General features: G+C 70.2%; 24 protein-coding genes, 1 tRNA gene and 4 pseudogenes. 18 read left to right on the top strand and 11 right to left on the bottom strand.

All coding sequences use genetic code 11. The annotated features are described in order from the left end of the window. Positions 1-106 precede the first annotated feature (106 nt). From LRS10_RS03950 to LRS10_RS03940, 3 genes are all read left to right on the top strand, one after another. Entirely contained in the window at positions 107-1,282 is a 1,176-nt protein-coding gene (locus LRS10_RS03950) for an acetyl-CoA C-acetyltransferase (RefSeq protein ID WP_257836110.1), read from the top strand. 34 nt (positions 1,283-1,316) lie between these two features. Next, positions 1,317-2,042 (top strand): beta-ketoacyl-ACP reductase, encoded by a 726-nt coding sequence (locus LRS10_RS03945; protein WP_257836109.1) that lies wholly within the window; start codon positions 1,317-1,319, stop codon positions 2,040-2,042. A 94-nt stretch (positions 2,043-2,136) separates the two neighbouring features. Further along, positions 2,137-2,862 carry a DUF4908 domain-containing protein gene (locus LRS10_RS03940; protein WP_257836108.1) on the top strand — a complete coding sequence of 242 codons (726 nt, stop codon included), beginning with the start codon at positions 2,137-2,139 and terminating at the stop codon, positions 2,860-2,862. A 6-nt stretch (positions 2,863-2,868) separates the two neighbouring features. Here the strand turns inward: LRS10_RS03940 and gloB are convergent, their stop codons facing one another. Further along, entirely contained in the window at positions 2,869-3,630 is a 762-nt protein-coding gene (gene gloB, locus LRS10_RS03935; protein WP_257836107.1) for a hydroxyacylglutathione hydrolase, read from the bottom strand. A gap of 64 nt (positions 3,631-3,694) precedes the next feature. Between gloB and LRS10_RS03930 the strand changes: the two genes are divergently transcribed. Together LRS10_RS03930 and LRS10_RS03925 are read left to right on the top strand one after the other, a co-directional pair. Continuing rightward, a complete protein-coding gene (locus LRS10_RS03930; RefSeq protein ID WP_257836106.1) occupies positions 3,695-4,510 on the top strand; it encodes a class I SAM-dependent methyltransferase in 816 nt (271 codons plus the stop codon). A 31-nt stretch (positions 4,511-4,541) separates the two neighbouring features. Then, a complete protein-coding gene (locus tag LRS10_RS03925; RefSeq protein ID WP_257836105.1) occupies positions 4,542-4,886 on the top strand; it encodes a P-II family nitrogen regulator in 345 nt (114 codons plus the stop codon). On the opposite strand, the gene metW is transcribed toward LRS10_RS03925, so the two are convergent. Together metW and LRS10_RS03915 are read right to left on the bottom strand one after the other, a co-directional pair. Next, positions 4,883-5,596, bottom strand: a complete 714-nt coding sequence (gene metW / locus LRS10_RS03920; protein ID WP_257836104.1) for a methionine biosynthesis protein MetW — start codon at positions 5,594-5,596, stop codon at positions 4,883-4,885. The genes LRS10_RS03925 and metW overlap by 4 nt on opposite strands. A gap of 10 nt (positions 5,597-5,606) precedes the next feature. Continuing rightward, the gene (locus LRS10_RS03915) at positions 5,607-6,764 is read right to left on the bottom strand and encodes a homoserine O-acetyltransferase (RefSeq protein WP_257836103.1); all 1,158 of its coding nucleotides are present in this window, start codon (positions 6,762-6,764) and stop codon (positions 5,607-5,609) included. 89 nt (positions 6,765-6,853) lie between these two features. Here LRS10_RS03915 and LRS10_RS03910 point away from each other — a divergent pair, with 89 nt between their 5' ends. The 4 genes and pseudogenes from LRS10_RS03910 (at position 6,854) to LRS10_RS03895 (ending at position 10,287) form a co-directional block, all read left to right on the top strand. Continuing rightward, a complete protein-coding gene (locus LRS10_RS03910; protein WP_257836102.1) occupies positions 6,854-7,351 on the top strand; it encodes a histidine phosphatase family protein in 498 nt (165 codons plus the stop codon). Further along, a complete protein-coding gene (locus LRS10_RS03905; protein ID WP_257836101.1) occupies positions 7,348-7,689 on the top strand; it encodes a DUF952 domain-containing protein in 342 nt (113 codons plus the stop codon). The genes LRS10_RS03910 and LRS10_RS03905 overlap by 4 nt, the downstream gene beginning before the upstream one ends. Continuing rightward, a pseudogene (locus tag LRS10_RS03900) lies at positions 7,686-8,730 on the top strand (quinone-dependent dihydroorotate dehydrogenase). The gene LRS10_RS03905 and the pseudogene LRS10_RS03900 overlap by 4 nt, the downstream one beginning before the upstream one ends. A 72-nt stretch (positions 8,731-8,802) precedes the next feature. Next, entirely contained in the window at positions 8,803-10,287 is a 1,485-nt protein-coding gene (locus LRS10_RS03895; protein ID WP_257836100.1) for a sensor histidine kinase, read from the top strand. 9 nt (positions 10,288-10,296) lie between these two features. On the opposite strand, the pseudogene LRS10_RS03890 reads toward LRS10_RS03895, so the two are convergent. Beyond that, positions 10,297-11,985, bottom strand: a pseudogene (locus tag LRS10_RS03890) (gamma-glutamyltransferase family protein). 128 nt (positions 11,986-12,113) lie between these two features. Here LRS10_RS03890 and LRS10_RS24270 point away from each other — a divergent pair. The 3 genes and pseudogenes from LRS10_RS24270 to LRS10_RS03880 form a co-directional block, all read left to right on the top strand. After that, positions 12,114-12,635 (top strand): annotated as a pseudogene (locus LRS10_RS24270) (P1 family peptidase); the annotation flags it as partial. 214 nt (positions 12,636-12,849) lie between these two features. Beyond that, positions 12,850-13,137 carry a P1 family peptidase gene (locus LRS10_RS24265; protein ID WP_308238011.1) on the top strand — a complete coding sequence of 96 codons (288 nt, stop codon included), beginning with the start codon at positions 12,850-12,852 and terminating at the stop codon, positions 13,135-13,137. Positions 13,138-13,573: 436 nt separating this feature from the next. Next, positions 13,574-14,494 (top strand): hypothetical protein, encoded by a 921-nt coding sequence (locus tag LRS10_RS03880; RefSeq protein WP_308237907.1) that lies wholly within the window; start codon positions 13,574-13,576, stop codon positions 14,492-14,494. A gap of 4 nt (positions 14,495-14,498) precedes the next feature. Here the strand turns inward: LRS10_RS03880 and LRS10_RS03875 are convergent, their stop codons facing one another. Then, positions 14,499-15,320, bottom strand: coding sequence for an FkbM family methyltransferase (locus LRS10_RS03875; protein ID WP_257836098.1), 822 nt, complete (start codon positions 15,318-15,320; stop codon positions 14,499-14,501). 176 nt (positions 15,321-15,496) lie between these two features. Here LRS10_RS03875 and LRS10_RS03870 point away from each other — a divergent pair. After that, a tRNA-Arg gene (locus LRS10_RS03870) sits at positions 15,497-15,573 on the top strand. 367 nt (positions 15,574-15,940) lie between these two features. Here LRS10_RS03870 and LRS10_RS03865 read toward each other — a convergent pair. Continuing rightward, positions 15,941-16,939 carry a DUF563 domain-containing protein gene (locus LRS10_RS03865; protein ID WP_257836097.1) on the bottom strand — a complete coding sequence of 333 codons (999 nt, stop codon included), beginning with the start codon at positions 16,937-16,939 and terminating at the stop codon, positions 15,941-15,943. A gap of 425 nt (positions 16,940-17,364) precedes the next feature. Continuing rightward, positions 17,365-17,652 (bottom strand): alcohol dehydrogenase catalytic domain-containing protein, encoded by a 288-nt coding sequence (locus LRS10_RS03860; RefSeq protein WP_257839078.1) that lies wholly within the window; start codon positions 17,650-17,652, stop codon positions 17,365-17,367. A gap of 252 nt (positions 17,653-17,904) precedes the next feature. Here LRS10_RS03860 and LRS10_RS03855 point away from each other — a divergent pair, with 252 nt between their 5' ends. Next, positions 17,905-18,147: a hypothetical protein gene (locus LRS10_RS03855; protein ID WP_257836096.1), complete on the top strand. Its 243-nt coding sequence runs from the start codon at positions 17,905-17,907 to the stop codon at positions 18,145-18,147. A gap of 94 nt (positions 18,148-18,241) precedes the next feature. Here the strand turns inward: LRS10_RS03855 and hutC are convergent, their stop codons facing one another. From hutC to LRS10_RS24890, 3 genes and pseudogenes are all read right to left on the bottom strand, one after another. Beyond that, positions 18,242-18,955: a histidine utilization repressor gene (gene hutC / locus LRS10_RS03850; RefSeq protein ID WP_257836095.1), complete on the bottom strand. Its 714-nt coding sequence runs from the start codon at positions 18,953-18,955 to the stop codon at positions 18,242-18,244. Beyond that, a complete protein-coding gene (locus LRS10_RS24260) occupies positions 18,952-19,647 on the bottom strand; it encodes an amidohydrolase family protein (RefSeq protein WP_308237906.1) in 696 nt (231 codons plus the stop codon). The genes hutC and LRS10_RS24260 overlap by 4 nt, the downstream gene beginning before the upstream one ends. A gap of 577 nt (positions 19,648-20,224) precedes the next feature. After that, positions 20,225-20,311, bottom strand: a pseudogene (locus LRS10_RS24890) (hypothetical protein); the annotation flags it as partial. Between the two features lie 69 nt (positions 20,312-20,380). Between LRS10_RS24890 and hutI the strand changes: the two are divergent. The 4 genes from hutI to hutU are packed head-to-tail and all read left to right on the top strand — an operon-like array spanning position 20,381 to position 25,576. Next, entirely contained in the window at positions 20,381-21,574 is a 1,194-nt protein-coding gene (gene hutI / locus LRS10_RS03840; RefSeq protein WP_257836094.1) for an imidazolonepropionase, read from the top strand. After that, on the top strand, positions 21,559-23,091 hold the full coding sequence (gene hutH / locus LRS10_RS03835; protein ID WP_257839077.1) for a histidine ammonia-lyase: 1,533 nt from the start codon (positions 21,559-21,561) through the stop codon (positions 23,089-23,091). The genes hutI and hutH overlap by 16 nt, the downstream gene beginning before the upstream one ends. Beyond that, the gene (gene hutG, locus LRS10_RS03830) at positions 23,091-23,915 is read left to right on the top strand and encodes an N-formylglutamate deformylase (protein ID WP_257836093.1); all 825 of its coding nucleotides are present in this window, start codon (positions 23,091-23,093) and stop codon (positions 23,913-23,915) included. Before hutH ends, hutG begins: the two co-directional genes overlap by 1 nt. Continuing rightward, entirely contained in the window at positions 23,912-25,576 is a 1,665-nt protein-coding gene (gene hutU, locus LRS10_RS03825; RefSeq protein ID WP_257836092.1) for a urocanate hydratase, read from the top strand. Before hutG ends, hutU begins: the two co-directional genes overlap by 4 nt. On the opposite strand, the gene LRS10_RS03820 is transcribed toward hutU, so the two are convergent. Next, a complete protein-coding gene (locus LRS10_RS03820) occupies positions 25,573-26,100 on the bottom strand; it encodes a glycosyltransferase (protein ID WP_257836091.1) in 528 nt (175 codons plus the stop codon). The two genes, hutU and LRS10_RS03820, sit on opposite strands and share 4 nt — an antisense overlap. Positions 26,101-26,138: the final 38 nt, after the last annotated feature.

Here is a 26,138-nt window from a genome sequence, read left to right as displayed (position 1 = left end):
AAGCAAATGTCACGAAAGGATTCTCTTCCAGGCGCCTTGCCCGAGGGGCTGAGCTTGTCGATAGAAGAAGCCGGGCCGCGTTCGAACAGTCCTGAGGAGCCCCGTCATGAGCGACATCGTCATCGTTTCCGCCGCCCGCACGCCCGTGGGCTCGTTCAACGGCGCCTTGGCCAGCGTGCCGGCGCATGAACTGGGCAAGGTGGCGATTCAGGCGGCGGTCGAGCGCGCCGGCATCCAGGCCTCGGACGTCGACGAGGTGATCATGGGCCAGGTGCTTCAGGCCGGCGCGGGCCAGGGGCCGGCGCGCCAGGCGGCGGTGGCCGCGGGCGTGCCCGTCGAGAGCCCGGCATGGAGCCTCAATCAGCTGTGCGGGTCGGGCCTCCGCGCCGTCGCGCTGGCGGCCCAGCAGATCGCGGAAGGCTCCTCCAAGGTCGTCGTCGCCGGCGGTCAGGAGAGCATGAGCCAGTCGCCCCATGCCGCGAACCTGCGCAACGGCACGAAGATGGGCGAGCTCGGACTTGTCGACACGATGCTGAAGGATGGGCTCTGGGACGCCTTCCACGGCTACCACATGGGTCAGACGGCGGAGAACATCGCCGCCCGCTGGCAGATCACCCGCGAGGACCAGGACCGGTTCGCGGTGAACTCGCAGAACCGCGCCGAGGCGGCCCAGAAGGCCGGCAAGTTCGCGGACGAAATCGCGCCCGTGACCATCAAGGGCCGGAAGGGCGACACGATCGTCGATCAGGACGAGTACATCCGCCACGGCGTGACGCTGGACAGCGTTTCCGGCCTGAAGCCGGCCTTCGCCAAGGAAGGTTCGGTCACCGCCGCCAACGCCTCGGGCATCAACGACGGCGCCGCGGCCCTCGTGCTGATGAGCGCGGAAGAGGCGCAGAAGCGCGGCTTGAAGCCGCTGGCCCGCATTGCGTCGTGGGCGCATGCCGGCGTCGACCCCGAGATCATGGGCACGGGCCCGATCCCGGCCAGCCGCAAGGCGCTGGAGAAGGCCGGCTGGAAGGTCTCCGACCTCGACCTGGTCGAATCCAACGAGGCGTTCGCCGCCCAGTCGATCTGCGTGGTGCGTGAGCTCGGCCTCGATCCGGACAAGGTCAACGTGAACGGTGGCGCGATCGCCATCGGCCACCCGATCGGCGCCTCGGGCGCGCGGGTGCTGACCACGCTGCTGCACGAGATGAAGCGGAGCGACGCCTCCAGGGGCCTCGCCACGCTCTGCGTCGGCGGCGGCATGGGCGTGGCGCTCTGCGTCGAGAAGATCTGAGCGGGACTTAGCCCGCGGATAGGGAGGTTCGCGGATGGCCAGGGTAGCTCTGGTGACGGGCGGCACGCGCGGTATCGGCCGGGCGATCGTCGAACGCTTGTGCGCCGATGGGTTCAAGGTGGCGGCGGGCTACTCCGGCAACGACGAGGCCGCCTTGGCCTGCGCCAAGTCCCTGGGCGTGATGGTGGTGAAGGGGAACGTGGGCGTGTTCGAGGACTGCCAGCGGGCGGTCCGCGAGGTGGAGGCGGAGCTGGGGCCCGTCGACGTGCTGGTGAACAACGCCGGGATCACCCGCGACGGGTTCTTCCACAAGATGACCCCGGAGCAGTGGAGCGAGGTCATCCGCGTGAACATGGATTCGCTCTACAACATGACGCGCCAGGTCATCGAAGGGATGCGCGAGCGCGAGTGGGGCCGCATCGTCAACATCAGCTCCATCAACGGCCAGAAAGGCCAGCTGGGGCAGACCAACTACTCCGCCGCCAAGGCGGGCGTGATCGGTTTCACCAAGGCCCTGGCCCTGGAAAACGCGCGGAAGGGCGTCACCGTGAACTGTGTGGCCCCCGGGTACGTCGACACCGAGATGGTCCAGGCCGTGCCGCCGAAGGTGCTGGAAGGCATCATCGCCCAGATCCCGGCGGGCCGCCTTGGGCGCGGCGAGGAGATCGCCGACGCCGTGTCGTTCCTGGCCGGCGAGCGCGCGGGTTACGTGAACGGCACCACGCTGTCGCTGAATGGCGGACAATACCTCGTCGGGTAACCGCCGTTCGGGCGTCCAAAAAGCGCCACGCTCGCACGGCATCTGCTGGCCAATCATGACGGGCGAGCCGACGGCGTCCAGGAAAGCGGTCTTCGTGGCGCTGCTCGCAGCGCTTGCAGCCGGATTCGCCACGCCCTCGGTGGCGCAGGAGAGCCTGCGCGAAGGCCTGTTCGGCAAGCACGGCGGCTCCGGCCGTCATGGATCGGCCCCGCCCATCGCCCGCTACGTCTCGGAAGATGGCCAGGTCTTCGTGCTGGACCGCACGCACAGCCGCCCGCTGCTGAAGTTCGAGGACAGTCCCGAGGTCTGGGCGCTGCAACCGATGCCCGCGCCGCGCGGCGACGTCATCTACAAGAACGACCTCGGCGAGCCGGTGCTGCGAGCCACGCGGCTGGGCGGCGTGACGCTGTTCACCGACGCGCGGCCCGCCGGCGCGGCCGCCGCCCTGGCCGGCGACGGTCCACCGCTGAAGCTGGCGCCCCTCGGACCCCAGGCTCTGCTCGAGCGCCTGGCGCAGGCCAGCCTGCGGGCCAGCCGGGCGGCGCGGCGCACCATTCTCTTCGAAGCCGAGGCCACGCCGGCTTCTTCGGCCCTGATCGCCGATGCGGCGACGGTCACCAGCGTGGCGGTGGTGCGGATGTCGCGGCGCAAGGACGGTCGCGCGCTGCTCATGCAGTTCAGCAAGGTGCTGCTGGTCGAAGGGCGGAGGTCCGAAGCGGAGATCGAGGACGACGTCCTGCGGATCACCGTCGCCCCCGCCCAGGGACTCGCCGGACGACCCTCATCCGACCGGATCATCCGGGTCGCGGCCGGAAACTAGGCCGCGCTAGCCGCGGAACACGTCCTTGGCCGCCCGGACGGCGGCGAACGCCTTCGCGTCCGGCTCGCCGGCCGCCCCGACGCGGCTCGCGAGGGCCGGGGCCCGCAGGAACGGGTTGGTCGCCTTCTCCAGGCCGATGGTGGTGGGCACAGTGGGCTCGCCGCGCTCACGGGCGGCGAAGATCGCCTCTGCCCGGGCCTTGAGGCCTGGATCGTCATCGACCGACAGCGCGAAGCGGGCGTTCGACGCGGTGTATTCGTGGGCGCAGTAGACCCGGGTGTCGTCGGGCAGGGCGGCCAGCCGCTGCAGGCTCGCCCACATCTGCTCGGGCGTGCCTTCGAAGAGGCGGCCGCAGCCCAGGGCGAACAGGGTGTCGCCGACGAAGGCGACCCCGTCGTCGGGATCGTGATAGGCGATATGGCCCAGTGTGTGGCCACCGCTCTCGATGACCCGAAAGCGCGTCTCCCCAAGCATGATCTCGTCGCCACCCTTCACCTCGCGGTCCAGCGGCGCGATGCGCGTCACTTCCTTGGGTCCGACGATCTTGGCGCCGGTGGCGGCCTGGATGTCGGCGTTTCCGCCGGCGTGGTCCGGGTGCCAGTGGGTGTTGAGGATCAGGGCCAGTTTCCAGCCGAGCTTGTCGAGCTCGCGCAGGATGGCGCCCGACTCGGGCGTGTCGACGCAGGCCGCCAGGCCGGAGGCCTCATCCCGGATCAGGAAGCCGTAGTTGTCTTCCAGGCAAGGGAACTGATGGACCTTGAGTGGCATGTTCCGATCTCCTGCAACCGGTTTAGGCTGGTCGTAAGGCTGCGTCGAGCATACCTCGGGAGCGATGCGAAGGGACGTCCTCGAACTCCGCCAGTTCTACGGCTCGGACCTCGGCCGGGCGGCTCGCGCCATGGTCGAGCGCAAACTGGTCGAAGCCTGGGGCGACGCCCACGGCCTGGATGTCCTGGCCCTGGGCTACGGCACGCCCTTCGTCGGCCCGTTCCGGCAGACGGCGCGGCGGGTCGTGGCCGCCATGCCGGCGCAGCAAGGGGTCGAGATCTGGCCGCACGACGGGCGGAATCTCGCGGTTCTGACACCCGAGGACGCCCTGCCGTTCCGCAACGCGCTGTTCGACCGGATCCTGGTGATCCACGCCATCGAGGAGAGCGCCGATCCCGTCGCCCTGCTGAAGGAGGTGTGGCAGGTGCTGGCGCCGTCCGGCCGGGTGATCGTGACGGTGACCTCGCGCAATGGGCTCTGGGCCAACACCGAGAAGACGCCGCTTGGGCACGGACGACCGTACAGCCGCGGTCAGTTGGCCGAACTGCTGCGGGAGGCCGAGCTCGAGCCATCGGGCTGGACCCGGGCGCTGTATGTGCCGCCGGTGGCCTGGATGGCGCGCTGGGCCGAGGGTTTCGAGCAGGCCGGCTCGCGCCTGTGGCCCGGTTTCGCCGGCCTGGTGCTGATGGAGGCGGTGAAGCAGACCTATGCGGTCAAGCCGAAGGGCCATCGCGTGCGAGCCGGCGTCGCGCGACCGGTGCTCGCGCCGCGGCCGGCCGGCGTGACCTCGCGGGCGCCTGTGGTCGCGGCGCCCGTTTCGGCGGCGCCGAAGGCCGCCACGGCGCGGGAGGTCTTGGCGAAGAGGCCGCGAAAGCCTTAGCTTCATTGCGGAAACCGGAGTCGCGTGGCGCATGAAGCTGATCATCGCGGTCATCAAGCCCAGCCGCCTCGATGCGGTGCTGGATGCAGTCACAGAGGCGGGCGCCTCGGGCCTTACCGTCACCGAGGTGCGGGGCTACGGCCGCCAGCGCGGCAAGACCGAGGTCTATCGAGGGGCCGAGTACGAGGTGAAGCTGCTTCCGAAGGTGAAGCTCGAGATCGCCGCGCCGGCCGACATCGTCGACAAGGTGATCGAGGCGATCCAGGCCTCGGCCAACACCGGCAAGATCGGTGACGGCAAGGTGTTCGTGATCGACCTCGAACAGGCGCTGCGCATCCGCACGGGCGAGACCGGCGCGGCGGCGATCGCGGGCTAGGCTCGCGCCTTCTTCCGCCGGGGCCTCGGCGCGAGGCCCTCCGGCGTCGGCAGCTCGACCTCTCCGAACAGGTTCTGCGGCATGCCCTCGGGCGCGGCCTCGGTCCTTCGGCTCAGCAGGAACAGCGCCGTCTCGGCGCGCCAGTTCTCGATCGGCTTGGCTGGGTCGATGGGGCGCGCGGGCCTGCCGCCTTCCAGGGCCGCGCAGGCGTCGATGCGCAGGTCCAACTCCTCGCAGAGCGTGGTGAAGTCGCGCAGCGTGCAGAGGTGGATGTTGGGCGTCGACCACCAAGGCTCGGGCAGCGCCCCGGTTTCCGGCATGCGGCCGCGCGACAGCAGCGCCCAGCGGACCTTCCAATGGCCGAAGTTCGGCACCGAGACGACCGCCTGGTCGGCGATGCGCAGCAGTTCGGAAAGCACGTGCCGCGGCTCGCGCATCTGCTGCAGGGTCTTGGAAAGGATCGCGTAGTCGAAGGCGCGCGTCGGGAAGTGGTCCAGGTCGCGATCGCCGTCGCCCTGCACGACCGCCAGGCCGCGGGCGAGGCACGCGGAGACGCCCTCGGGGCTGATCTCCAGGCCCTGGCCGTCGACGCGCTTCTCGCGGGTCAGCAGCTCCAGCAACTCGCCCTCGCCGCAGCCGACGTCGAGGACGCGGGCGCCGGGGCGCACCAGGCGCAGGATCTCGCGGAAGTCTTCGCGCATCGCGGTCATGCCCGTCCCATCAGGCCAGTCCACGGGCGGAGGCCTGGGCGGCCAGGAAGCCGCGCAGGGTGGCGTCGAGTTGCGGCTCGTCGAGGAAGAAGGCGTCGTGGCCCTTGTCGCTCTCGATCTCGACGAAGCTGGCCCGGCAGCCGGCGGCGTTGAGGGCGCGGACGATGTCGCGGCTTTCGGCGGTCGGATAGAGCCAGTCGGACGAGAACGAGAGCACGCAGAACTTCACCCCGCGCGCCTTGCGGAACGCCTCGGCCAGCGAGCCGCCGGCCTGGCCGGCCAGATCGAAGTAGTCGAGCGCGCGGGTGATGTAGAGGTAGCTGTTGGCATCGAAGCGATCGACAAAGCTGGCGCCCTGGTGCCGCAGATAGCTTTCCACTTGGAAGTCGGCGTCGAAGCCCCAGGAGAGGCCGTCCCGCTGCAGTTCGCGGCCGAACTTCCGCTGCAGGGCGGGCTCGGAGAGGTAGGTGATGTGCGCGGCCATCCGCGCCACGGCGAGACCCTTCTCGGGGCGCACGCCGGCCTTCAGATAGGCGCCGCCGACCCAGTTGGGATCGGCCATGATCGCCTGGCGGCCCACCTCGTGGAAGGCGATGTTCTGCGCCGAATGGCGCGGCGCGGCGGCGATGCAGACGGCGCTGAACAGTCTCTCCGGATAATCCGCCGCCCACTGCAACACCTGCATGCCGCCCATGGACCCGCCGACGACGGCGAACAGGGTCTCGATTCCCAGAGCCTCGATCAACATGGCCTGGGCGCGGACCATGTCCGCGATGGTGATGACCGGGAAGGCGAGGCCGTAGGGGTCCCCGGTTTCGGGGTTGGTGCTGGCCGGGCCCGTCGTGCCCATGCAGCCGCCGACCACATTGGTGCAGACGATGAAGTAGCGCTCGGGGTCGAGCGGCAGGCCAGGGCCCACGACGCGGCTCCACCAGCCGGGCTTGCCTGTGACGGGGTGGGTGGAGGCCAGGTGCTGATCGCCCGTGAGCGCATGGCAGACGAGCACGGCGTTGGACCTGGTCTCGTTCAGCTGGCCGTACGTCTTGTAGGCGATCTCCAGCGGCGCGATCCGGCCGCCGGAGTCCAGGTGCAATGGCTGGTTCGCCGGGAACCGCCAGGTCCCGCCGCCCGTCTCGAAGCTCCCGCCGATCTGGGCTTGCGCCGTCATGGCCGCCTTGGACCGCCCGGGCCTTTCCCTGTCAATGGCTTGCAGCGCCGCCGCGCTCGGCTAGAAGGCGCACGGGCCAAGGATTCCTCATGCAGCGGCTGATCCTCTTCCGGCACGGCAAGGCCGAACCGGATTCGCTGAGCGGCGACGACTTCGACCGACGCCTCGCGCCGCGCGGCGTGCTGGAATCGGCCGCCATGGGAGCCAGCCTGGACGACCTGGGCTTCCGGCCCGATGTGGTCCTGGTCTCGACCTCGGCCCGCACGCGCGACACCTGGGAGGCGATGGCCAAGACCTTCCCCGACGCAGACGTCCGCTTCGAGCCCGATCTGTACCATGCCGATTCCGGCGCCCTGCGCCACGCCGCGAAGGCCGCAGGCAAGGCCGCAGACACGGTAATGATCGTGGCGCACAATCCGGGCCTGCAGGAGCTGACCATCCAGCTGCTGATGGAGGGCTCGGCGCCCTCCGACCTGATCAACCAGGCCCAGCGCAAGTTCCCGCCGGCGGCGACGTCGGTGTTCCTGTTCGACGCGAACGGCCGTCCGAGCTTCGGCGGCCTGTTCTATCCCGACCCGCCGCGATGAGCCGGATCTACAAGATCCTGCCGCGGGCCGACTGGGCCGCGGCGCAGGCGTCCGGCCGCTTCGAGGGCTCCGAGATCGACGTCGCGGACGGCTTCATCCACTTCTCGACCGCCGCGCAGGCGCAGGAGACCGCACGGCGACACTTCGCCGGGCAGTCTGATCTCGTGGTGCTCGAGGTCGAGACCGAGGACCTCGGGCCCGCGCTGAAGTTCGAACCGTCACGCGGCGGCGACCTCTTCCCGCACCTCTACGGCGCGCTGGATATGGCTCAGGTTCGCGCGGTGACGGAAGCGCCGCTGGACGCGGACGGCGTGCCGCAGGTCGGAGTCCTGGCGTGAGCGCGCTGCACGGCCTGGCGACGCGGGCATTGCGGGGGCTCGATCCCGAGGACGCCCATCGCCTCGCCATCCGCGGGTTGAAGGCGGGCCTGGGACCGCACGGCGCCCCAGACGATCCGATCCTCTCGACCGCAGTGGCCGGGCTCACGCTGCCAAATCCGGTCGGCCTGGCGCCCGGCTTCGACAAGAACGCCGAGGTCTTCGGCCCCATGCTGAAGGCCGGCTTCGGCTTCGTGGAGTGCGGCACCGTCACCCCGAAACCGCAGGCGGGAAACCCCCGTCCACGGCTGTTCCGGCTCACCGAGGATCGGGCGGTGATCAACCGCATGGGCTTCAACAATGAGGGGCTTGAGGCCTTCGCCGGTCGGCTCGCGCGCCGCGGCCCTGGCGTGGTTGGCGCCAATATCGGAGCCAACAAGGATTCCGAAGATCGAGGTCGGCGACTACGTCACCGGGCTGACGCGGCTGTGGGGGCTGGCGAGCTACTTCACCCTCAACATCTCCTCGCCGAACACGCCGGGACTGAGGGCCCTCCAGACCCGGGCGGCGCTGGAGGAACTTCTGGGGAGGATCGCCGAGGCGCGTGACGGCCTGCCCGCGGCGGGGCTGGTCCCGATGTTCCTGAAGGTCGCACCCGACCTGGAGGACGGCGAGGTCGAGAGCATCACCGAGGTGGTGGCGGCGCATGGTCTTTCCGGGATCATCGTCTCGAACACGACGCTCGGCCGCGAGGGGCTCAAGTCGCGCTTCCGGGATGAGGCGGGCGGCATGTCCGGAGCGCCGCTGATGGCGCTGTCCACGCAGGTGCTGGCGCGGTTCGCCGAGGTTTCGGCCGGACGGCTGGTGCTGATCGGGGCGGGCGGCATAGCCTCCGGCGCCGACGCCTACGCCAAGATCCGCGCCGGCGCGTCCGCCGTGCAGCTCTATTCGGCCCTGGTGTTCGAGGGGCCCGCCCTGGTGACGCGGATCAAGCGTGAGCTCGCTCAGAGATTGCAGGCGGACGGTTTCCGCTCGCTCAGCGCGGCGGTAGGCGCGAAATAGCGCAGCTTGCCGGAAGCCTCACGGGTTTCCCCCGCGTTGCTCTGGCAGGGCTTACGGATTAACTCGGAGATCATGGCGGACGCCTCTGCGCCCAAGGAGCCTCCCGAAAGGAGCAGGCGCCGCATCTTCTGGCCCGGCGGCCTTTCCGCACGCCTGCTGGTGCTCACGGTGCTGTTCGCCCTCTTGGGCGGCTTGATCGCCATTCCTCCGACGCTCTCCGCCTATGAACGCCAGTGGCTGCTGGACCGGGTGCGGGCCGCCGAGCTGGCGTCCCTTGCGCCCGAGGTCGCGCCTGACCGCGTCGTCAGTGAGCAGCTCAAGACCCAGCTCCTCGAAGGCGCAGGCGTCGAGATCGTGGCCATCTCGGTGGACGGCGTGCGTTCGCTGGTGTTCGCAGGCGCGCGTCCGGCCGAAGCGCCCTATCTGGTGGACCTGCGGCCGCGGGCGGCCGGCCTTGGCCTGTTCGCGCCCTTCCGGACGATCTTCGGCCCCGAAGGGCGCCGCGTCCGGGTGGTGGCCGAACCCCGCTTCCGGGAGGCGGAGTTCATCGAGTTCGTCGCCGTCGACACCGAGCTGAAGCGGGCGCTCGCGAGCTACCTCTGGCGTCTGCTGGCCATCGTGGCCTTCGTCTCGACCCTCGCCGGCGTGCTGGTGTTCGTGGCGCTGAACCTGTTCCTCGTGCGGCCCATGCAGCGGATCACCTACGCGATGGAGCGCTTCCGGGCCGACCCGGAAGACCCCAGCGCGCGGGTGGAGCTGTCGGGTCGCCGCGACGAGATCGGCCGCGCCGAGGCGGAGCTCGACCGGATGCAGGCCGACCTGCGCGCAGCGCTGAACTCCCGCGCCCGGCTCGCCGCGCTGGGCGAGGCGGTGGCCAAGATCAACCACGACCTCAAGAACATGCTGACTTCGGCCCAGATCGCGTCGGAGCGGCTGGCGGCCCTGAAGGACCCGAAGGTCAGCCAGGCGCTGCCGAGGCTGGAGCGGGCGCTGGACCGAGCGGTGAAGCTGGCCTCGGACGTGCTGACCTACGGCAAGACCCAGGAGGCGGCGCCCGAACCCAGGCCGCTGCGGCTGGCCGATGCGGTGGACGAAGCGGCCTTCGAGGCCGGGGTCACCGAGCGCGGGCTGCGCCTGGTGCGCCACATGGACAGCTCGGACCAGGTCTTGGCCGATCCGGACCAGCTCCACCGCATCCTGGTCAACCTGTTCCGCAACGCCCGCCAGGCGATCGAGCACCAGGACGGCCGCCAGCGGCAGGGGCGCATCGAGGTGGCGCTGGAAAGTGCTCCGAACGCCTCCGTGATACGGGTCTCGGACAACGGACCTGGCATCCCAGAGCGGGTGCGCGAGCGGCTGTTCCAGCCGTTCGCGGGCTCTGGACGGCCGGACGGCGCCGGGCTGGGCCTGGCCATCGCTCGGGAGCTCGCGATCGGGCACGGCGGCGAGCTGACCCTGGCGTCCACCGGGCCCGAAGGCGCAACCTTCGAAATCCGCCTGCCCGGCGCGCCGACGAAGGCGACGGCACGCCGGAGGCGGACGAAGAATCCGGCCTAGGCGCGCGCGCTAGTCCAGCAAGACAGCAACGCCCTCGCGCCGCGGATCGGCGCCGCCGCGAAGACCCTGCCGCGTCATCTCGATCCCGTGCAGGCCCGAGCCTTCGGCCCCTGCGCCCGAGCGCAGCACGATGCCCTTGGCCGCCAGGCCTTGGGCGATCTCGGGCGAGAACTTGTCGACCTCGGCCGCATAGAAGGTCCCGGACGCGATCAGGTTCGGCAGGCTGATCGCCTCCTGCACCGGCATCTTCCAGTCGAGCATGGCGACGAGGGCCTTGAGATTATAGGCCAGGATCGCCGGGCCGCCGGGGAGCCCACCGCAGCGACGAAGTTGCGGTTGCGGTCGAGCACGATGGCCGGCGCCATCGACGAACGTGGCCGCTTGCCCGGGCCCACCGCATTGGCGATGGGCGCGCCGTCCTTGTCAGTCGGCGAGAAGGAAAAGTCCGTGAGCTGGTTGTTCAGGAAGAAGCCGTGGACCATCCGGCCGGAGCCGAAGATGCTCTCCACTGTGGTGGTCATGGACACGACGTTGCCGGCGCGGTCGACGACCACAAAATGGGTGGTGCCGGCAGGCTCCTTCGTCTGATCCGGGGCCCGGGCCTGGGCTCCGCGCGGCGTGCCTGCGGGCGGGGCCGTCGGGCTGGCGACGGGGCCGATCAGTTTGGCGCGCTGATCGAGGTAGGCGGGCTCCAGCAGACCCTCGATCGGCACATGCACGAAGGCCGGATCGCCGATGTAGCGGTCGCGATCGGCGTACATCAGCCGGCTGGCCTGGCTGAAGAGGTACCAGCCCTCGGCGTCATTGGGATGGGCGGCGACGTCGGTGCGCTCCAGCAGGCCAAGGCCCTGCAGGACGGCGGGTCCGCCCGGCGGCGCGCCGGGCGTGCAGACGATGTAGACCCGGAACGGCCGGCACAGCGCCTGCCCCTTGCGGGGCTTGTAGCGCTTGAGGTCCTCGAGGGTGAGCGTGCCGGGCCGCTCGCCTTCACGGACCTTGGCGACGATGGCTTCGCCGATCTCACCTTCCAGCAAGGCCTTGGGACCCTCGGCGGCGATCTTGCGCACCGTGGCCGCATAGGCCGGATTGCGGACGGTGTCGCCCTTTTGGATCTTGGTCCCGTCAGGCTTGGTGAAATAGGCGAGCGCGTCGGGCGTCGACGCCTGCGGCGAGCGGCTCGCCGCGGACATGGCCATGCGGCCGGGGGCGGGGAAACCCTGATCCGCGAGGCGCTCGGCGTCGAGGAACAGGCGATTCCAGGGCAGTTTGCCGTGATCGGCCTGGGCCATGGCCAGCATCGCCACGGCGCCCGGCGCGCCGGTGGAACGGCCGGACAGGACGGCGGCCGCGCGGTTGAGCGGCTTGCCCGCCTCATCGAGGAACATGTCGGGCGTGGGCGCCGGCGGGCGCGGTTTCGCGGCCGTCGTAGGCGGTGACCGTCTTTGTGCGGGCGTCGTAGTATGTGAGGAAGGCGCCGCCGCCGAGGCCCGAGCTCTGCGGCTCCACGAGCCCCAGCACAGCCTGGACCGCGACCGCGGCGTCGATCGCCGAGCCGCCTTCGCGCAACACCCGCAGGCCCGCTTCCACGGCCAACGGATTGGCGGCGGCGACCATCGCCTGGCCCTTCACGGCCGCGGCCCCAGCAGGTGACGGAGGTCCCGCCGACACCGCCGGTCCGCCCGGCGACTGGCATGCCATGAGCAGGGCGGACAGGGCGAGCGGAAGGAAGCGCGTCTTGACGGTCACAGGTCACTCCGGAGGCGGGCGGCGGCGACCATAGCCCCGCCTGCGTGGACAACAAGCGTCGGCTCGTGCGAGGTCGGGGTATGGTCGAGATGCGCGCAAGGCCTGGGCTCCGCAACCTCATTACCGACGTGCCGGGCTTGAAAGTCGGGCAGGCCGAAGACGCGCGCGTGCGGAGCGGCGTGACGGTGATCCTGCCGGACGAGCGTGCGGTCTGCGCCGCGGACGTGCGCGGGGGCGCGCCCGGCACCCGCGAGACCGACGCGCTGGCCCCGGAGAACCTGGTCGACGCCGTGGACGCGGTCGTGCTGTCGGGCGGCTCGGTCTATGGGCTGGCGGCGGCGGACGGCGTCGTCGCCTGGCTGGGCGCGCAGGGGCGTGGCTTCGGACTGATGCCCGGTGTTCCGCCGTCGCCAGTCGTCCCGGCGGCGATCCTCTTCGACATCGCCAATGGCGGCGACAAGGCCTGGGGTGAGGCGCCGCCCTACCGCGCCCTGGGTCGCATGGCGGCGCTGGGCGCCGGTGAGGATTTCCAGCTGGGCACGGCCGGTGCGGGCTTCGGCGCGATGGCCGGAGCGCTGAAGGGCGGGATCGGCTCGGCGTCGGTGACCAGCCACGACGGCTATGCGATCGGGGCCCTCGTGGCGGTGAATTCGTGGGGATCGGTGGTCGCTCCCGGCGGACGGTCGTTCTGGGCGGCGCCCTACGAACTCGGCGCCGAATTCGGCGGCCTCGGCTCGGCCGGACTGGCGGCGGAGCCAGACGTCTGGGGGGCTGGCGAAGCGGCCGGACGCCGCGCGGAACACGACCATCGCCTGCGTGGCCACCGATGCGGTTCTGACTCCGGCCCAGGCCAAGCGGTTGGCGGTAATGGCGCAGGACGGTCTCGCCCGCGCCATCCGTCCGGTGCACGCCCCGTTCGACGGGGACATCGTCTTTGCGCTGTCGACGGGCCGGAGGCGGCTGGAGGCGCCCGCGGACCTCACCGTGGCGCGACTGGGCGCTCTCGCCGCCGACACCCTGGCGCGCGCGGTGGCGCGGGGCGTTCATGCCGCGACGGCGTGGGCCGGAAGCGACGTGCGCTGCTGGCGAGACCTTCCAGCCTGAACCGACCGCTGTTACACGAGCGTCGCTGTTTCAGGAGTGAAAGAATGTCTTCCGCACGCAAGCTGGCGCTCGCCGCGGGCGCTGCCGCGCTGGCCACAGCCGCCGTGTCCGGCGCGATCGCCCAGACCAAGCCCGCGGCCCAGCCGCAGCAGAAGGTGACCGGCCCGGTCGCCACCTATTGGATGAGCGCGGCGACCCAAACCGGCTTCGGGATGCCCACGGCCGGCGGCGGGCCGGACGCCGGCGCGATGATGCGCGCCATGATGGGCGGCGGGGGGCCTCCAAGTCGCTGCAACTGCAGCTGGGCTCCAGCCAGACCAATCCGTCTCCGGCCGCCGACCACCTGCCGCCGGCCGGCCTGCAGGCCGGTCAGAAGCTGCCGCTGCTGACGCCGAAACAGGCGCCTGCCCTTCGCGAGGAAACGCCGGACGAGGCCGTGCCGCCCGAGTATCGCAAGCCCCGCGGCAAGATGCTGATCTTCTGGGGCTGCGGGGAGAAGGCCCGGCCGGGTCAGCCCTATGTGATCGATTTCGCCAATATGGCGGAGGGCAAGCAGAACCCGGCGGGCATGTTCCGCGGCATCGACTACCGCGCCATGCAGCCTCCCAGCCCGGGTCGCAACAGGACCTACGGCGAGTGGCCGAACGAGAAGACCCGGGACCTCGTGCCGGCGCGCGGTTCGCTGGTGGGCGCGCACGCCGTCCGCGGCAACTACAGCCCGGAGATCAACTTCACCCTCGGCGCCGAGCAGGACTTCCTCGCGCCGCTGAACGTCACGACGAACCAGAAGGCCCCCGGCGGCTGGGCCAACCTCGGCTGGGCCGCCGTGCCCCAGGCCCGGGCCTATTACGCCAGCGCCATGGGCGGCGAGGGCGAGACGATGGTCATGTGGTCGTCCTCTGAGACCCAGGCGACGGCGTTTTCGAACCCCGACTACCTCAGCCAGGGCGACATCACCCGGCTGGTGGCCAGCAAGGCCCTGATGGGGCCTCAGACGACGAGCTGCGCCGTGCCGAAGGAGGTTCTGGAGGCGGCGCCGCAGGCGATGTTCCAGCTGGTCGCCTATGGCGGCGAAGCGAATTTCGTCCATCCGCCGCGGCCGGAGGACCCGAAGATCGCCTGGAACCAGGAGTGGGCCGTGAAGGTCCGCTATCGCTCGGCCACGGGCGGTCTGCTGGGCCAGCCGATGCCGGGGATGGGCCCTGCCGCGTCTTTTGCCGACGACGAGGACGACCGGCCCGCGCGGCCCGGCCAGGCGCAGCAGCCGCCCAAGGATCCGAAGGCCGAGCGTCGGAAGGCGATCATGCGCGGCCTGGGCGGCGCGGTGGGCGGGGCGCTGGGCGTGCCGGTGCCCTGACCGTTCAGCCGCTGAAGCCGTACCGCTCGAGGTACGGGTAGGCGTCGGCGTGGCCGGGACGCGGCTCCTGCGCGTCCCGGACTGGCGTCAACGGCCAGGCGGCGCCCCTGCCGGGCGGCACGGCGACCCAGTTCGCGTCGCCGCCGACGCCCTTGCCCTCCACGGGATTTCGCGGCGAGCGGCGCGTGCCGAAGGGCGAGAAGAACCAGAACAGCTCGCAGCGGGCGGCGCGCAGCAGGTCGAAGACCTCGGCCCGAGCCTTCGCGTCGGCGGGCGTCTCGAGGAACCAGATCGCCTTGCCCGCGGCCCGGATTGCGGTCGAGCCCCTGAGCACCTCGGCCTCGAAGCCCTGGACGTCGACCTTGATGACGTCCGCGTCGGAGGCGATCTCGTCCAGCGGCAGTTGCAGCACGGGCGTCTTGGCTGCGGCCCGGTGGAAACCCGAGTCGCCGAAATTCACCTTCTGATCGAGGGACAGCAGCGGGAACTCCGCTATGGCGCGAGTGGGACCGGCGGCGGCGTTGATGACGTCGACATTGGCCAGGTGGTTACCGTGGGTGTTGGCCGCCAGGATGGCGGCAAGCCCCCGGTGAGCCTCGATCGCCGTCACTTTCCAGGCCGGCCGACGCCGGGCGAACGGCAGTGCGATGGCCCCGATGTTCGCGCCGACATCGAGGTAGCGGCCCTCCGGCGCGGCGGCCGCCTCGACCAGGAAATCCACCTCCGGCTGGGCGAACTCGCCGTAGGCCTGCAGCGTGGGTCCCACGACCGTGTCGCCTTCGGGGAAGAGGAACGTCAGCCCTGAGGCGCGGGTGCTGTTCAGCATGACGCAAGCCGTTACTCTGGTTACCGGCGAACTGGCAACGCGGCTCGGCGCGGCGGCGCTCAGTCTTCCGCGGTCTGGGCGGGAGCGGGGCAAGGGGTCTTGCGCGTGGGAATGAGGAAACGGGTTGAAACGGTCTCTACACCTCGCTAGATAGCCCGCCTCGCCGAAAGGCATGCGCGCCCGTAGCTCAGCTGGATAGAGCATCAGACTACGAATCTGAGGGTCGGACGTTCAGATCGTTCCGGGCGCGCCATTCTTCTCCGGAAATCAGCTGTTTACGCAGACGGGGCTTCCGATGCAGTTTACATTCCGGCTGCAAGAATTCGCCAGGCAAGCCCTCTAGGTTCCTGAAATCGATCGATCGATCTTTCGGGTGGGAGCTAGACTGAGCATCATACTGCACGCCTTTCGCGGCACCCAAATCGATGTTCGCGCCGTGTTCCTGAGGCCGCAGCGAGCCTGTGGGATGCTGCATGCGCGTCGATCAAGTGGCCGCGCCACCCGCCTCTGGGCCGACGCGGCGTCGCACCGCGAGCCCGCACTCCCGATCATCAATCGTACGGCTACTAGCAGCTGCACTTCGAACGCAGCCAAGCGTCACTTCCTTGGCCAGAGCGTCCTCAGACGCGCAGGCTCTCCGCCAGCGCTTCCGCCGGTATGAGGAAGTCCGAGTGGATAGGCTGCCGCTCCCGATACAGAGTAACAGGGCAGTAAATCTCGTCGATCGCCACGCCGCAGATTTCCGCCAGGAGGCGCCAGATCGTTCGTTCGACCCGACCCGTCTCGGGGTAGAAGACCGAAACTCGAGCGTCTTCACGGGTGAAGACAAGGTTGGCAAGCCAGGCGCCGGTCGGTCCTGCCACATGGCTTGCCGATTGGAAGATCCGGACCTGCTCCTCGAACGAGAACTGACCCGGATCGATCACGTGATAGCCGGCCTGGATCGCCGCCTGTTCCACCTCTTGCGCGTTCGACACGATGCGCTGGCCGCTGGCGCGCCGGATGAAAAGTTTCAGGTCATTGGCGCCGTCCGGCCACAGCGGCCTGAAGCTATCGCGCAGCAGCTGGATCTTCGTCACGTCATAGGTGCTGTCGGAGATGGCGCCGCCCAGCAATTCGCTGGCATGCCACGCAGGCGGCAGCAGGATTGCACGGTCCGCTGAGACGGCTTGGTGCTTGCGGAGTTGGAGGATCGGGGTCTCGCGGCCGCGAAGCACGAGCTGCAGAGCGCTCCACATGTTGGAGTGGAGCAGGCCGCTGACAATGAGGCTGTTCGGGCCGACCAGATCGTTCTGCAGAAGCACGAGCAGGTTCGGAAGCGCCTCGACGAGGAAGTGGAAGTAGTTGCCGGAGTGCAGCAGGTTCAACGGGATGGCGTCGCGGCTCAGATGCGCGGCGATGTCCGGCGTCTGCGCGAACTCGAAACCGATCTGGTCGCCTACCGGTGTGCGCACGAGCGTGCGGATCATCTCTTCCTGAAGATGCTCACGCTTCGGGTCGAACGGCGCGGCGCTGTAGGCGGTCTGAAGGTCCGTGGAGAACGCGAGGGCCGAGCCGGCCATGAGCACGGCGGGGCTCAATAGATAGGCGGGCTGGTCGCGAAGCTCATCGACGATCAAGGCCAAGCCCTCCGCTTCGCTGCCCCTTCCGCTTGCCTAGGGCGCGTCGCGGCCAGCGACAATGGGCTCAGGTTGCCGAAGCGAGCGGCGCTCCGCCACATGGCCGTCCGTCATGGGCCGGCGAACTCGAGCAAGAGCCCATTGTCGCTCAGTAAGCATCTGCGACGGCTGATCGACGGGGCGGTGTGGGACACCTCGCAGGTGTCCGTGACGGCAGTGAGCCGGTTCGCGGCCGATGCGGAAGTGTCGAGGTGGGGGGGGCCGAGGTTAAACCGGGTCTCGGCCGCGGCCGGACGCGGACGCCGTCCTTCACCTTGTCGGAGGGGAAGACAACGAGCTGCTGACCGGGCTGCAGGCCGGACCGCACCTCGGCCTCGCGGACCGTCAGCGCGCCCGCTTCGATGGGCGTCAGCCGCGCCCGTCCGTCAACGATCGCATCGGCGGCCCAGCCGCCATCCCGCCGCACAAGCGCGCCGAGAGGCGCCTTCACCGCCGCGGGCGTCTCGCAGGATGACGCGACCCCAAAAGCGATAGCCCGGGCGGAGCGCGGGGATCACGCCCCCGGGGCGCAGGGCGAGCTCGCCGTCGGCGATGTGCAGGTCGGTCCGGCAAACGCCGCAGGCCTGGACCCGCAGCCGCACCTCGCCAGGGCCCGGATCAGGATCTTCGCAGCGTATCGGCGCAAGCGGCCTGCGCGGCGCCGACAGCTTCATGCCCAGCATCGACCGCCTCCGCCCGGCCTGGCGTGTAGGCGTCGAGGCTAGCCGATGGCGCGCGCCACACCTTGATGCGCGTCAAATTTCGTCGCTGCGCGCTAGCCTCCTGCCGGGGCGGGAGGCTGCGGAAATCCGCGCGAAGGACCCCGTATTCGCCGCAAATGGCCGGTCGATCACAAGATCGCGAGGAACCAAAAGATAAGGATCGCCGTTACGGTCCAGCTTGCAACCCAAACAAGGGGCTGAACCATGAAACTCCGCACTGCCGCTTTCGCCGCTCTCGCCGCTGTCTCGCTCGCCGCGTGCAGCAGCCCGCAGGACCAGGCCGCCGAGCAGAAGGCCGATGCGCTTGAGAGCCAAGCTGCCGCGACGCCGAACGAAGCTCAGGAAAAGGCCCTGAACGCCCAGGCCGACGCCATCGAGCAACAGGCCGGCAACGCCGACGGCGGCGCCACCACCCAGAACACGCCCGACACCAGCCCGTCGAAGTAAGACGGCAAGACATTGCGCCGGTCCGCCGGCGCTGTCACGCAAGCCCCCGGCCGCCGGCCGGGGGCTTTTCGTTTGCGCCCGGCTTTCGCCGCGCTCAGGTCTGGGAGGGCGTGAAGCGGGCGACGAGGTCGTAAGCGTCGCCCGGAAAGGTCATGCGTACGTCGGTGATACGCTCGCTGCCCCGCCAGGTTCGGCGATGCAGCACGAGGCAGGCTGCGCCTGTCGAAATCCCGAGGGTTTTGGCGGCGACACGCCCGGCCGCGGCCGCGCCGATGCGGTGCTCGGCCTCGGTCCATGGGACGTGGCCCAGCAACCAGCTTCCGGGCGGCGTCCGCTCGAAATCCACGGCGCGGGCTTCGGGAACGGCGGCCAGATTCACCAGCCGCTCCTCCAGCGCGAAGGGCCGCCCCGCCGCCCGATGCAGGCAGCGCAGCGCCAGTACGGGCGCTGCGGGGTCGAGGTCGAGCGCCCGCGCTTCCTCATCGTTGGCCGGCCGTTCCTCGCGGGCGAGCAGTTCGTAGCCATAGGCCTCGCCACGCGCGGCGACTTCCGCGGCGATATCGGGGATGTCGAGCACGGCCGAGTGGATCTTCGGTCTGGCCACAAAGGAGCCGGCCCGCCTGCGGCGTTCGATCAGCCCGGCTTCGGTCAGAGGACCCAGAGCCTTGTTCACCGTCATGCGCGAGCAGCCGTAATCGGCCATCAGTTCGTGCTCGGCGGGGATGCGATGGCCCGGCGGCCATTCGCCGGAGAGGATGCGCGCCTGGACGTCCGCTCGGATGCGTCGATGGAGCGAGGCCTCGCTCATGCCGTGATCCGGGCGAGCGTCTCGCGGTAGCGGGCGACGATGGCGTCGCGGGCGACATGCCGGCCGTCAGCGACCACCTGTCGCCCGCGCCGCCAGACGGCGCTTACCGGATTGTCCCGGCAGGCGAAGATCCAGGCATCCAGGATGGCGTCTCCGCCGCGTCCCGCCAGCGAAGGGTGGTCGAGGTCCAGCGCAACGAGGTCGGCGGGCGCGCCGACCCGGAGGCCGGCCTGAGCGCCGAGCGCCTGCGCGCCGCCCGCCAAGGCCGCCTGGAAGAGGGTGGCGCCGGTGGAACGGCCCGCGCCAGGCGCGGTGACGTTCCGGGCCCGCGCGACAAGGCGCTGGGCGTACTCCAGGCCGCGGAGCTCCGCGGCGGCGTCGATGAGCACGTTGGAATCGGTGCCGACGCCCAGCGCGCCGCCGTGCCGCAGATAGTCTCGCGTCGGGAAGACGCCGTCTCCGAGATTGGCCTCGGTGACCGGACAGAGGCCGGCCACGGCGCCGCTGGCGGCCAGGCCACGCGTCTCGTCCGGCGTCATGTGGGTGGCGTGAACCAGGCACCAGCGATCGTCCACGGCGGCGTTGTCCAGGAGCCATTCCACTGGCCTGGCGCCTGACCAGGCCAGGCAGTCCTCGACCTCCTTCACCTGTTCGGCGGCGTGAGTGTGGACCGGCCCCTCGGTGAGGGCCACGACCGCGGCGAGCTCGTCCGGCGTCACCGCGCGCAGGCTGTGGGGCGCGGGCGCCGACGACGGAGTCCGGGAGGCCAGCGACGGCGGCCCGGCTAGCTTCGAGCAGCCGGCCGAAGCCTTCGACGTGCTGGATGAAGCGCCGCTGACCGGGCTTGGGCGGCAGGCCGCCAAAGTTGGCGTGGGCATAAAAGACCGGCAGCAGGGTGAGCGCGATCCCCGTGGTCTCGGCGGCGCCGACGATGCCGTGGGCCATTTCGGCGGGATCGGCATAGGCGCCGCCGTCCAGGTCGTTGTGCAGGTAGTGGAACTCGCCCACCCGGGTGAAGCCGGCTTCCAGCATTTCGGCGAAGGCGAGCTCGGCGATGGCGCGGTTGTCGTCGGGCGTGAGGCGATCGACGAACAGGTACATGGCTTCACGCCAGGTCCAGAAGTTGTCGCCCTCGGGCCCCGCAACCTCGGCCATCCCCGCCATGCCGCGTTGAAAGGCGTGGCTGTGCAGGTTGCAGAGGCCGGGCAGGGCCGCGCCATGGGCGGAGTCGTCGGGCCGGCGGGTCGCATCGCAAACGATGTGCGCGATCCGTCCGTCGACGAACGACAGTCGGACCCCACGCGCCCAGCCATCGCTCAGCAACGCATGTTCGAACCAGAGGGAGCTTTCAGTCACTGGACACCCTTTCGGCCTGCGCCATAATGTCTATACATATCGATGGCCGCAAGCACGGAGGGAGGCCGCATGAACATCTGGGTGAACGCCCGGCTCGCGACGGTCGACCCGCGCCTGCCGGGCCTTGGCGTCATCGAGGACGGCGCGGTGGCGGCGGACGGCGAGCGGATCGTCTATGTCGGCCCCGCCGCCGACGCGCCCGGCGAGGTCCTGGCGGGACGGCGGATCGACTGCGAAGGCCGGTGGATCACCCCTGGCCTGATCGACTGCCATACCCACCTCGTCCATGCGGGCGACCGCGCTCATGAGTTCGAGCTGCGCCTGCAGGGAGCGACCTACGAGGAGATCGCCAGGGCTGGCGGCGGCATCGCTTCGACGGTTGCGGCGACACGGGCGGCGTCCGAGGTCGAGCTGACGTCGGCCGCCCGGCCAAGGCTGGAGGCTCTGGTCGCCGAAGGCGTCACCACGGTGGAGGTGAAGTCCGGTTACGGCCTGTCGACGGCCGACGAGCTCAAGCTGCTGCGCGCGGCCCGCGCCCTTGGCGATCGGGCGACGATCGCGGCCACCTTCCTCGGGGCCCACGCCCTACCGCCGGAATTCGCCGGCGATCCCGACGGCTACATCGACGTCGTCTGCGAGGAGATGATCCCTGCGGTGGCCCAGGCGGGCCTCGCTGACGCTGTGGACGCCTTCTGCGAGGGCATAGGCTTCACGCCGGTCCAGACGGAGCGGGTGTTCCAGGCGGCGCAGGCCGCGGGGCTGCCGGTGAAGCTGCATGCCGAGCAGTTGTCGAACCTGGACGGCGCGGCGCTCGCCGCCCGCTACGGCGCACTTTCGGCCGACCATCTCGAGCACCTGGACGACGCCGGAGTGCAGGCGATGGCCCAGGCGGGCACGACCGCGGTGCTGCTGCCGGGAGCCTTCTACTTCCTGCGGGACGAGAAGGTCCCGCCGATCGCGGGCCTGCGGGCTGCGAACGTGCCGATGGCGATCGCGACCGACTGCAATCCCGGCACCTCGCCGCTGACCTCGTTGCTGCTGGCCATGAACATGGGCGCGACGCTCTTCCGCCTGACCGTGGAGGAATGCCTCACGGGCGTCACGCGCAACGCCGCCCGGGCCCTCGGCCGTCAGGACGATGTCGGCACGCTGGAGCCGGGCAAGATCTGCGACCTCGCCATCTGGGACATCGAGCGCCCGGCCGAGCTCGTCTACCGGATGGGATTCAATCCGCTGCACGCCCGCGTCTGGAGGGGCCATTGACCGAGATCGTGATCCGGCCCGGCGACACGCCGCTGGCCGACTGGCGCGCCATCTGGAACGGCGCTGCGGTACGCCTCGACCCCGCGACCGACGCCGTCGTCGCCGAGAGCGCGGCCGCCGTGGCGCGCATCCTGGCCAAGGGCGAGCCGGTCTACGGGATCAACACCGGTTTCGGAAAGCTCGCCACCGTGCGCATCGCCGACGCCGACCTGGCGACCCTGCAGCGGAACCTGGTGCTCAGTCATGCCGCGGGGGTCGGCGATCCGTCGCCGCGCGCCGTGGTGCGGCTGATGATGGCGCTGAAGCTGGCCAGTCTGGCCCAGGGGGCCTCGGGCGTGGCTCCCGCGACCATCCAGTTGCTGGAGAAGATGATCCAGCTCGACCTGATCCCCGTCGTGCCGGGGCAGGGCTCGGTCGGCGCCTCGGGAGACCTCGCGCCCCTGGCGCACATGGCTGCGGCCATGATCGGGGTTGGCGAGATCGAGGCAGGCGGCCGCCGCGCCGAGGCCGGCCAGGCGCTGGCGGCCGCAGGCCTTGCGCCACTGGAGCTGGGGCCCAAGGAGGGCCTCGCGCTGCTGAACGGAACCCAGTTCTCGACCGCCAACGCGCTCGCAGGGCTTTTCGAGGCGGAGCGTCTGTTCCGCTCAGCCCTGGTGACCGGCGCCCTGTCGACCGAGGCCGCCAAGGGCTCGGACACGCCGTTCGACCCTCGAATTCATGCGCTGCGCCGCCAGCCGGGCCAGATCGAAGCCGCCGACGCCCTGCGCGCGCTGATGGCCGGGTCCGCCATCCGCGCCTCGCATCTCAAGGACGACGAGCGGGTGCAGGACCCGTACTGCCTGCGCTGCCAGCCGCAGGTGATGGGCGCGGCTCTGGACGTGCTGCGTCAGGCCGCGGCGACGCTCACGGTCGAGGCGAACGGGGTCTCGGACAATCCGCTGATCTTCCCGGATGCGGACGAGGCGCTGTCGGGCGGCAACTTCCATGCCGAACCGGTTGCCTTCGCGGCCGACATGATCGCCCTGGCGGTCTGCGAGATCGGTTCAATCGCCGAGCGGCGGGTGGCCATGCTGGTGGACCCGGCGCTGTCGGGCCTGCCCGCCTTCCTCACGCCGAAACCCGGTTTGAACTCGGGCTTCATGATCCCACAGGTGACCGCCGCCGCGCTCGTGTCGGAGAACAAGCAGCTGGCCCATCCGGCGAGCGTCGATTCCATCCCGACCAGCGCCAACCAGGAGGACCACGTCTCGATGGCCGCGCATGGAGCCCGTCGCCTTCTCGCGATGACCCGCAATCTCGAGGGCGTGCTGGCGGTGGAGCTGCTGGCGGCGGCGCAAGGTTGCGACTTCCATGCGCCGCTGGCGTCGAGCGCGGCGCTGGAGACCGTCCGCGCGCGCCTGCGCCGGGACGTGCCGGCCCTCGACAACGACCGCCACTTCGCCCCGGACATCGAGGCCGCCGTCGCCATTCTGCGGGCGGGGGAGCTGGCGCTGGCCGACCTGCCGGGTGTCGCGTGATGGCGCCGTCCACCGACTGGCTGGAGGTCGCGCGCGGCGAAGCGCCCCTGGTCGTCAGCTTTCCGCACACGGGCACGGACATCCCGCCCGAGATCGAAGCGCGACTGGTCTCGCCTTGGCTGGCGCGCAAGGACGCCGACTGGTGGATCGAGCGCCTGTACGACTTCGCCGCCGACCTCGGAGCGACCACGGTGCGGACGAACATCTCGCGGACGGTCATCGATGTGAACCGCGATCCGTCGGGCGCGTCGCTTTATCCGGGCCAGGCGACGACCGAACTCTGCCCGACGACCACCTTCGACGGCGAGCCGCTGTATCTGGAGGGGCAGGGGCCGTGCGCTGCCGAGATCGACCAGCGGCGGGCGACCTGGTTCGAGCCTTATCACGCCACGCTGGCCGCCGAGCTCGACCGCCTGCGCGCCGCCCATGGCAAGGTGGTGCTGTACGAGGCCCATTCCATCCGCTCGCGGGTCCCGAGGCTGTTTGAAGGCGAGCTCCCGAACTTCAACATCGGGACGCATTCCGGCGCGAGCTGCGATCCCGCGCTGGCGACTGCCGTCGAGGCCGCGTGCGACGTATCGGGCTACAGCCGAGTGACCAATGGGCGCTTCAAGGGCGGCTGGACGACCCGCCACTACGGCCGCCCCGGCGACGGTGTTCACGCCGTCCAGATGGAGCTGGCCTGCCGCGGCTACATGGACGAACCGGACGGCCCGCTGCAGCCCGGCGTCTGGCCGACGCCGTACGATCACGACCGCGCCCGCAGCATGCGTAGCGCCCTCAGCCACGTTCTCAACGCCTGCCTGGATTTTGCCCGCCGATGACCCGTCACGACCCCACCCGCGTCATTCGTCCGCCCGTCGGCCCAGAGCTGACGACGAAGAGCTGGCTCACCGAAGCGCCGCTCAGGATGCTGATGAACAACCTGCATCCGGACGTGGCCGAGCGGCCGGAAGACCTCGTGGTCTACGGCGGGATCGGCAAGGCGGCCCGGGACTGGGAGAGCTACGACACGATCGTCGAGACGCTGAAGCGGCTCGGCGAGGACGAGACCCTGCTGATTCAATCCGGCAAGCCGGTGGGCGTGTTCCGCACGCACCCGGACGCCCCGCGCGTGCTGCTGGCGAATTCCAACCTCGTGCCGAAGTGGGCGAGCTGGGAGCACTTCAACGAGCTCGATCGCAAGGGGCTCGCCATGTATGGCCAGATGACCGCCGGGTCGTGGATCTACATCGGCACGCAGGGCATCGTTCAGGGCACCTACGAGACCTTCGTCGAGATGGGCCGCCAGCACTACGGCGGAGACCTGTCCGGCCGCTGGCTCCTGACGGCGGGCCTGGGCGGCATGGGTGGGGCGCAGCCCCTGGCGGCCGTGATGGCCGGCGCTTCGTGCCTCGCCATCGAGTGCCAGCCGAGCCGGATCGAGATGCGCCTGCGCACCGGCTACCTTGACCACGCCGCCGAGACGCTGGACGAGGCGCTTCAGATCATCGAGCGCGCCAGGGCCGAGCGACAGGCGGTTTCGATTGGCCTCCTGGGCAACGCCTGCGAGGTGCTGCCGGAAATCCTGGCCCGCGGCGTGCTGCCCGACCTGCTGACCGACCAGACCTCGGCGCATGATCCGATCAACGGCTACCTGCCGAAGGGCTGGAGCCTGGAGCGCTGGGCGGCGATGCGCGAGCAGGCGCCGGATCAGGTGGAGGAGGCGGCCCGCGCCTCGATGGCCGAGCACGTCCGGGCGATGCTGGACTTCCGCAAGCGCGGCGTGCCGACCGTGGACTACGGCAACAACATCCGCCAGGTGGCCAAGGACGCGGGCGTCACGGACGCCTTCGACTTTCCCGGCTTCGTGCCAGCTTATATCCGCCCATTGTTCTGCCGAGGGATCGGGCCCTTCCGATGGGCGGCGCTATCCGGCGATCCGGAGGACATTGCCCGCACCGACGCCAAGGTGAAGGAACTGATCCCCGACAATCCGCACCTGCACAACTGGCTCGACATGGCCGGGAAGAAGATCAAGTTCCAGGGGCTGCCGGCGCGCATCTGCTGGGTGGGCCTGGGCGACCGGCACCGGCTGGGCCTGGCGTTCAATGAGATGGTGGCCCGGGGCGAACTGAAGGCTCCAGTGGTCATCGGCCGCGACCACCTTGATTCCGGCTCCGTCGCCTCGCCGAACCGGGAAACAGAGGCGATGCGCGATGGCTCCGACGCCGTCTCGGACTGGCCGTTGCTGAACGCCCTGCTCAACACGGCCTCGGGGGCGACCTGGGTCAGCCTGCACCACGGCGGCGGCGTGGGCATGGGCTACTCCCAGCACTCGGGCATGGTCATCGTCTGCGACGGCACCGAAGCGGCCGCGAAGCGGATCGAGCGCGTGCTCTGGAACGATCCCGCCACGGGCGTGATGCGCCACGCCGACGCCGGCTACGACATCGCCCTCGACGCGGCCCGCGAGAAGGGCCTGGACCTGCCGGGCATACTCTAGAGGGGGCGCACCAGGTTCATCTTGGCCAGGCGTCCGACCACCTCCGCGGTCAGCGCCATGTCCAGGGTCGAGACCGCCTGAAGTTCGGTCATGGTGGCCGGGCCCGCCGCCAGGCGTTGGAAGAGCGCCTCGACAATGGGGGGCGCGATCTTCCAATGGCTGAACAGGACGTCGCTCTCGAGCGCGACGTAGGCCTCGGCAGAACCTGTCTCGGTGCGCTCCACACGAGCCCTGGGCCCCAACGTCCGGGTAGGGAAGCCGGCGAAGACCTCGAACGGGTCGCGGTGGCCGGGGGCGCTGCGGGGGGCGCGGTCCCAATACGCGCGGTTCCCCTCGTACTCGCGCACACGGATTGCGCTGAGCTCGTCCCAGAGCGCCTGGTAGCGCCGGTAGATGTGGGACCAGTCGTAATCCTCGCGGGCCCGCCTGCGGCCCGTCTCGCCCATACGTCGGCGGAGCGCGCCGTCCGAAACCAGGGCCGTCAGGCGCTCGACCAGCATGGGCATGTCGACGGAAACCGCCATGCAGGTGCGGTAGAGCAGATAGTCGTAGTTCAGCGTGC

Source organism: Phenylobacterium sp. J426, assembly GCF_024699945.1.
Taxonomy (GTDB): Bacteria; Pseudomonadota; Alphaproteobacteria; order Caulobacterales; family Caulobacteraceae; genus Phenylobacterium.
Note: the sequence above shows the minus strand (reverse complement) of the source record. Positions and strands in the feature narration are given on the sequence as shown.

Bases quoted from the DNA above. Each gene is read 5' to 3' on its own strand.
- LRS10_RS03950 (WP_257836110.1), top strand. From the start codon at position 107: ATGAGCGACATCGTCATCGTTTCCGCCGCCCGCACGCCCGTGGGCTCG.
- LRS10_RS03945 (WP_257836109.1), top strand. From the start codon at position 1,317: ATGGCCAGGGTAGCTCTGGTGACGGGCGGCACGCGCGGTATCGGCCGG.
- gloB (WP_257836107.1), bottom strand. From the start codon at position 3,630: ATGCCACTCAAGGTCCATCAGTTCCCTTGCCTGGAAGACAACTACGGC.
- LRS10_RS03930 (WP_257836106.1), top strand. From the start codon at position 3,695: ATGCGAAGGGACGTCCTCGAACTCCGCCAGTTCTACGGCTCGGACCTC.
- LRS10_RS03925 (WP_257836105.1), top strand. From the start codon at position 4,542: ATGAAGCTGATCATCGCGGTCATCAAGCCCAGCCGCCTCGATGCGGTG.
- metW (WP_257836104.1), bottom strand. From the start codon at position 5,596: ATGACCGCGATGCGCGAAGACTTCCGCGAGATCCTGCGCCTGGTGCGC.
- LRS10_RS03915 (WP_257836103.1), bottom strand. From the start codon at position 6,764: ATGACGGCGCAAGCCCAGATCGGCGGGAGCTTCGAGACGGGCGGCGGG.
- LRS10_RS03910 (WP_257836102.1), top strand. From the start codon at position 6,854: ATGCAGCGGCTGATCCTCTTCCGGCACGGCAAGGCCGAACCGGATTCG.
- LRS10_RS03905 (WP_257836101.1), top strand. From the start codon at position 7,348: ATGAGCCGGATCTACAAGATCCTGCCGCGGGCCGACTGGGCCGCGGCG.
- LRS10_RS03895 (WP_257836100.1), top strand. From the start codon at position 8,803: ATGGCGGACGCCTCTGCGCCCAAGGAGCCTCCCGAAAGGAGCAGGCGC.
- LRS10_RS03875 (WP_257836098.1), bottom strand. From the start codon at position 15,320: ATGCTGAACAGCACCCGCGCCTCAGGGCTGACGTTCCTCTTCCCCGAA.
- LRS10_RS03860 (WP_257839078.1), bottom strand. From the start codon at position 17,652: ATGAAGCTGTCGGCGCCGCGCAGGCCGCTTGCGCCGATACGCTGCGAA.
- LRS10_RS03855 (WP_257836096.1), top strand. From the start codon at position 17,905: ATGAAACTCCGCACTGCCGCTTTCGCCGCTCTCGCCGCTGTCTCGCTC.
- hutC (WP_257836095.1), bottom strand. From the start codon at position 18,955: ATGAGCGAGGCCTCGCTCCATCGACGCATCCGAGCGGACGTCCAGGCG.
- hutI (WP_257836094.1), top strand. From the start codon at position 20,381: ATGAACATCTGGGTGAACGCCCGGCTCGCGACGGTCGACCCGCGCCTG.
- hutG (WP_257836093.1), top strand. From the start codon at position 23,091: ATGGCGCCGTCCACCGACTGGCTGGAGGTCGCGCGCGGCGAAGCGCCC.
- hutU (WP_257836092.1), top strand. From the start codon at position 23,912: ATGACCCGTCACGACCCCACCCGCGTCATTCGTCCGCCCGTCGGCCCA.
- LRS10_RS03820 (WP_257836091.1), bottom strand. From the start codon at position 26,100: ATGGCGGTTTCCGTCGACATGCCCATGCTGGTCGAGCGCCTGACGGCC.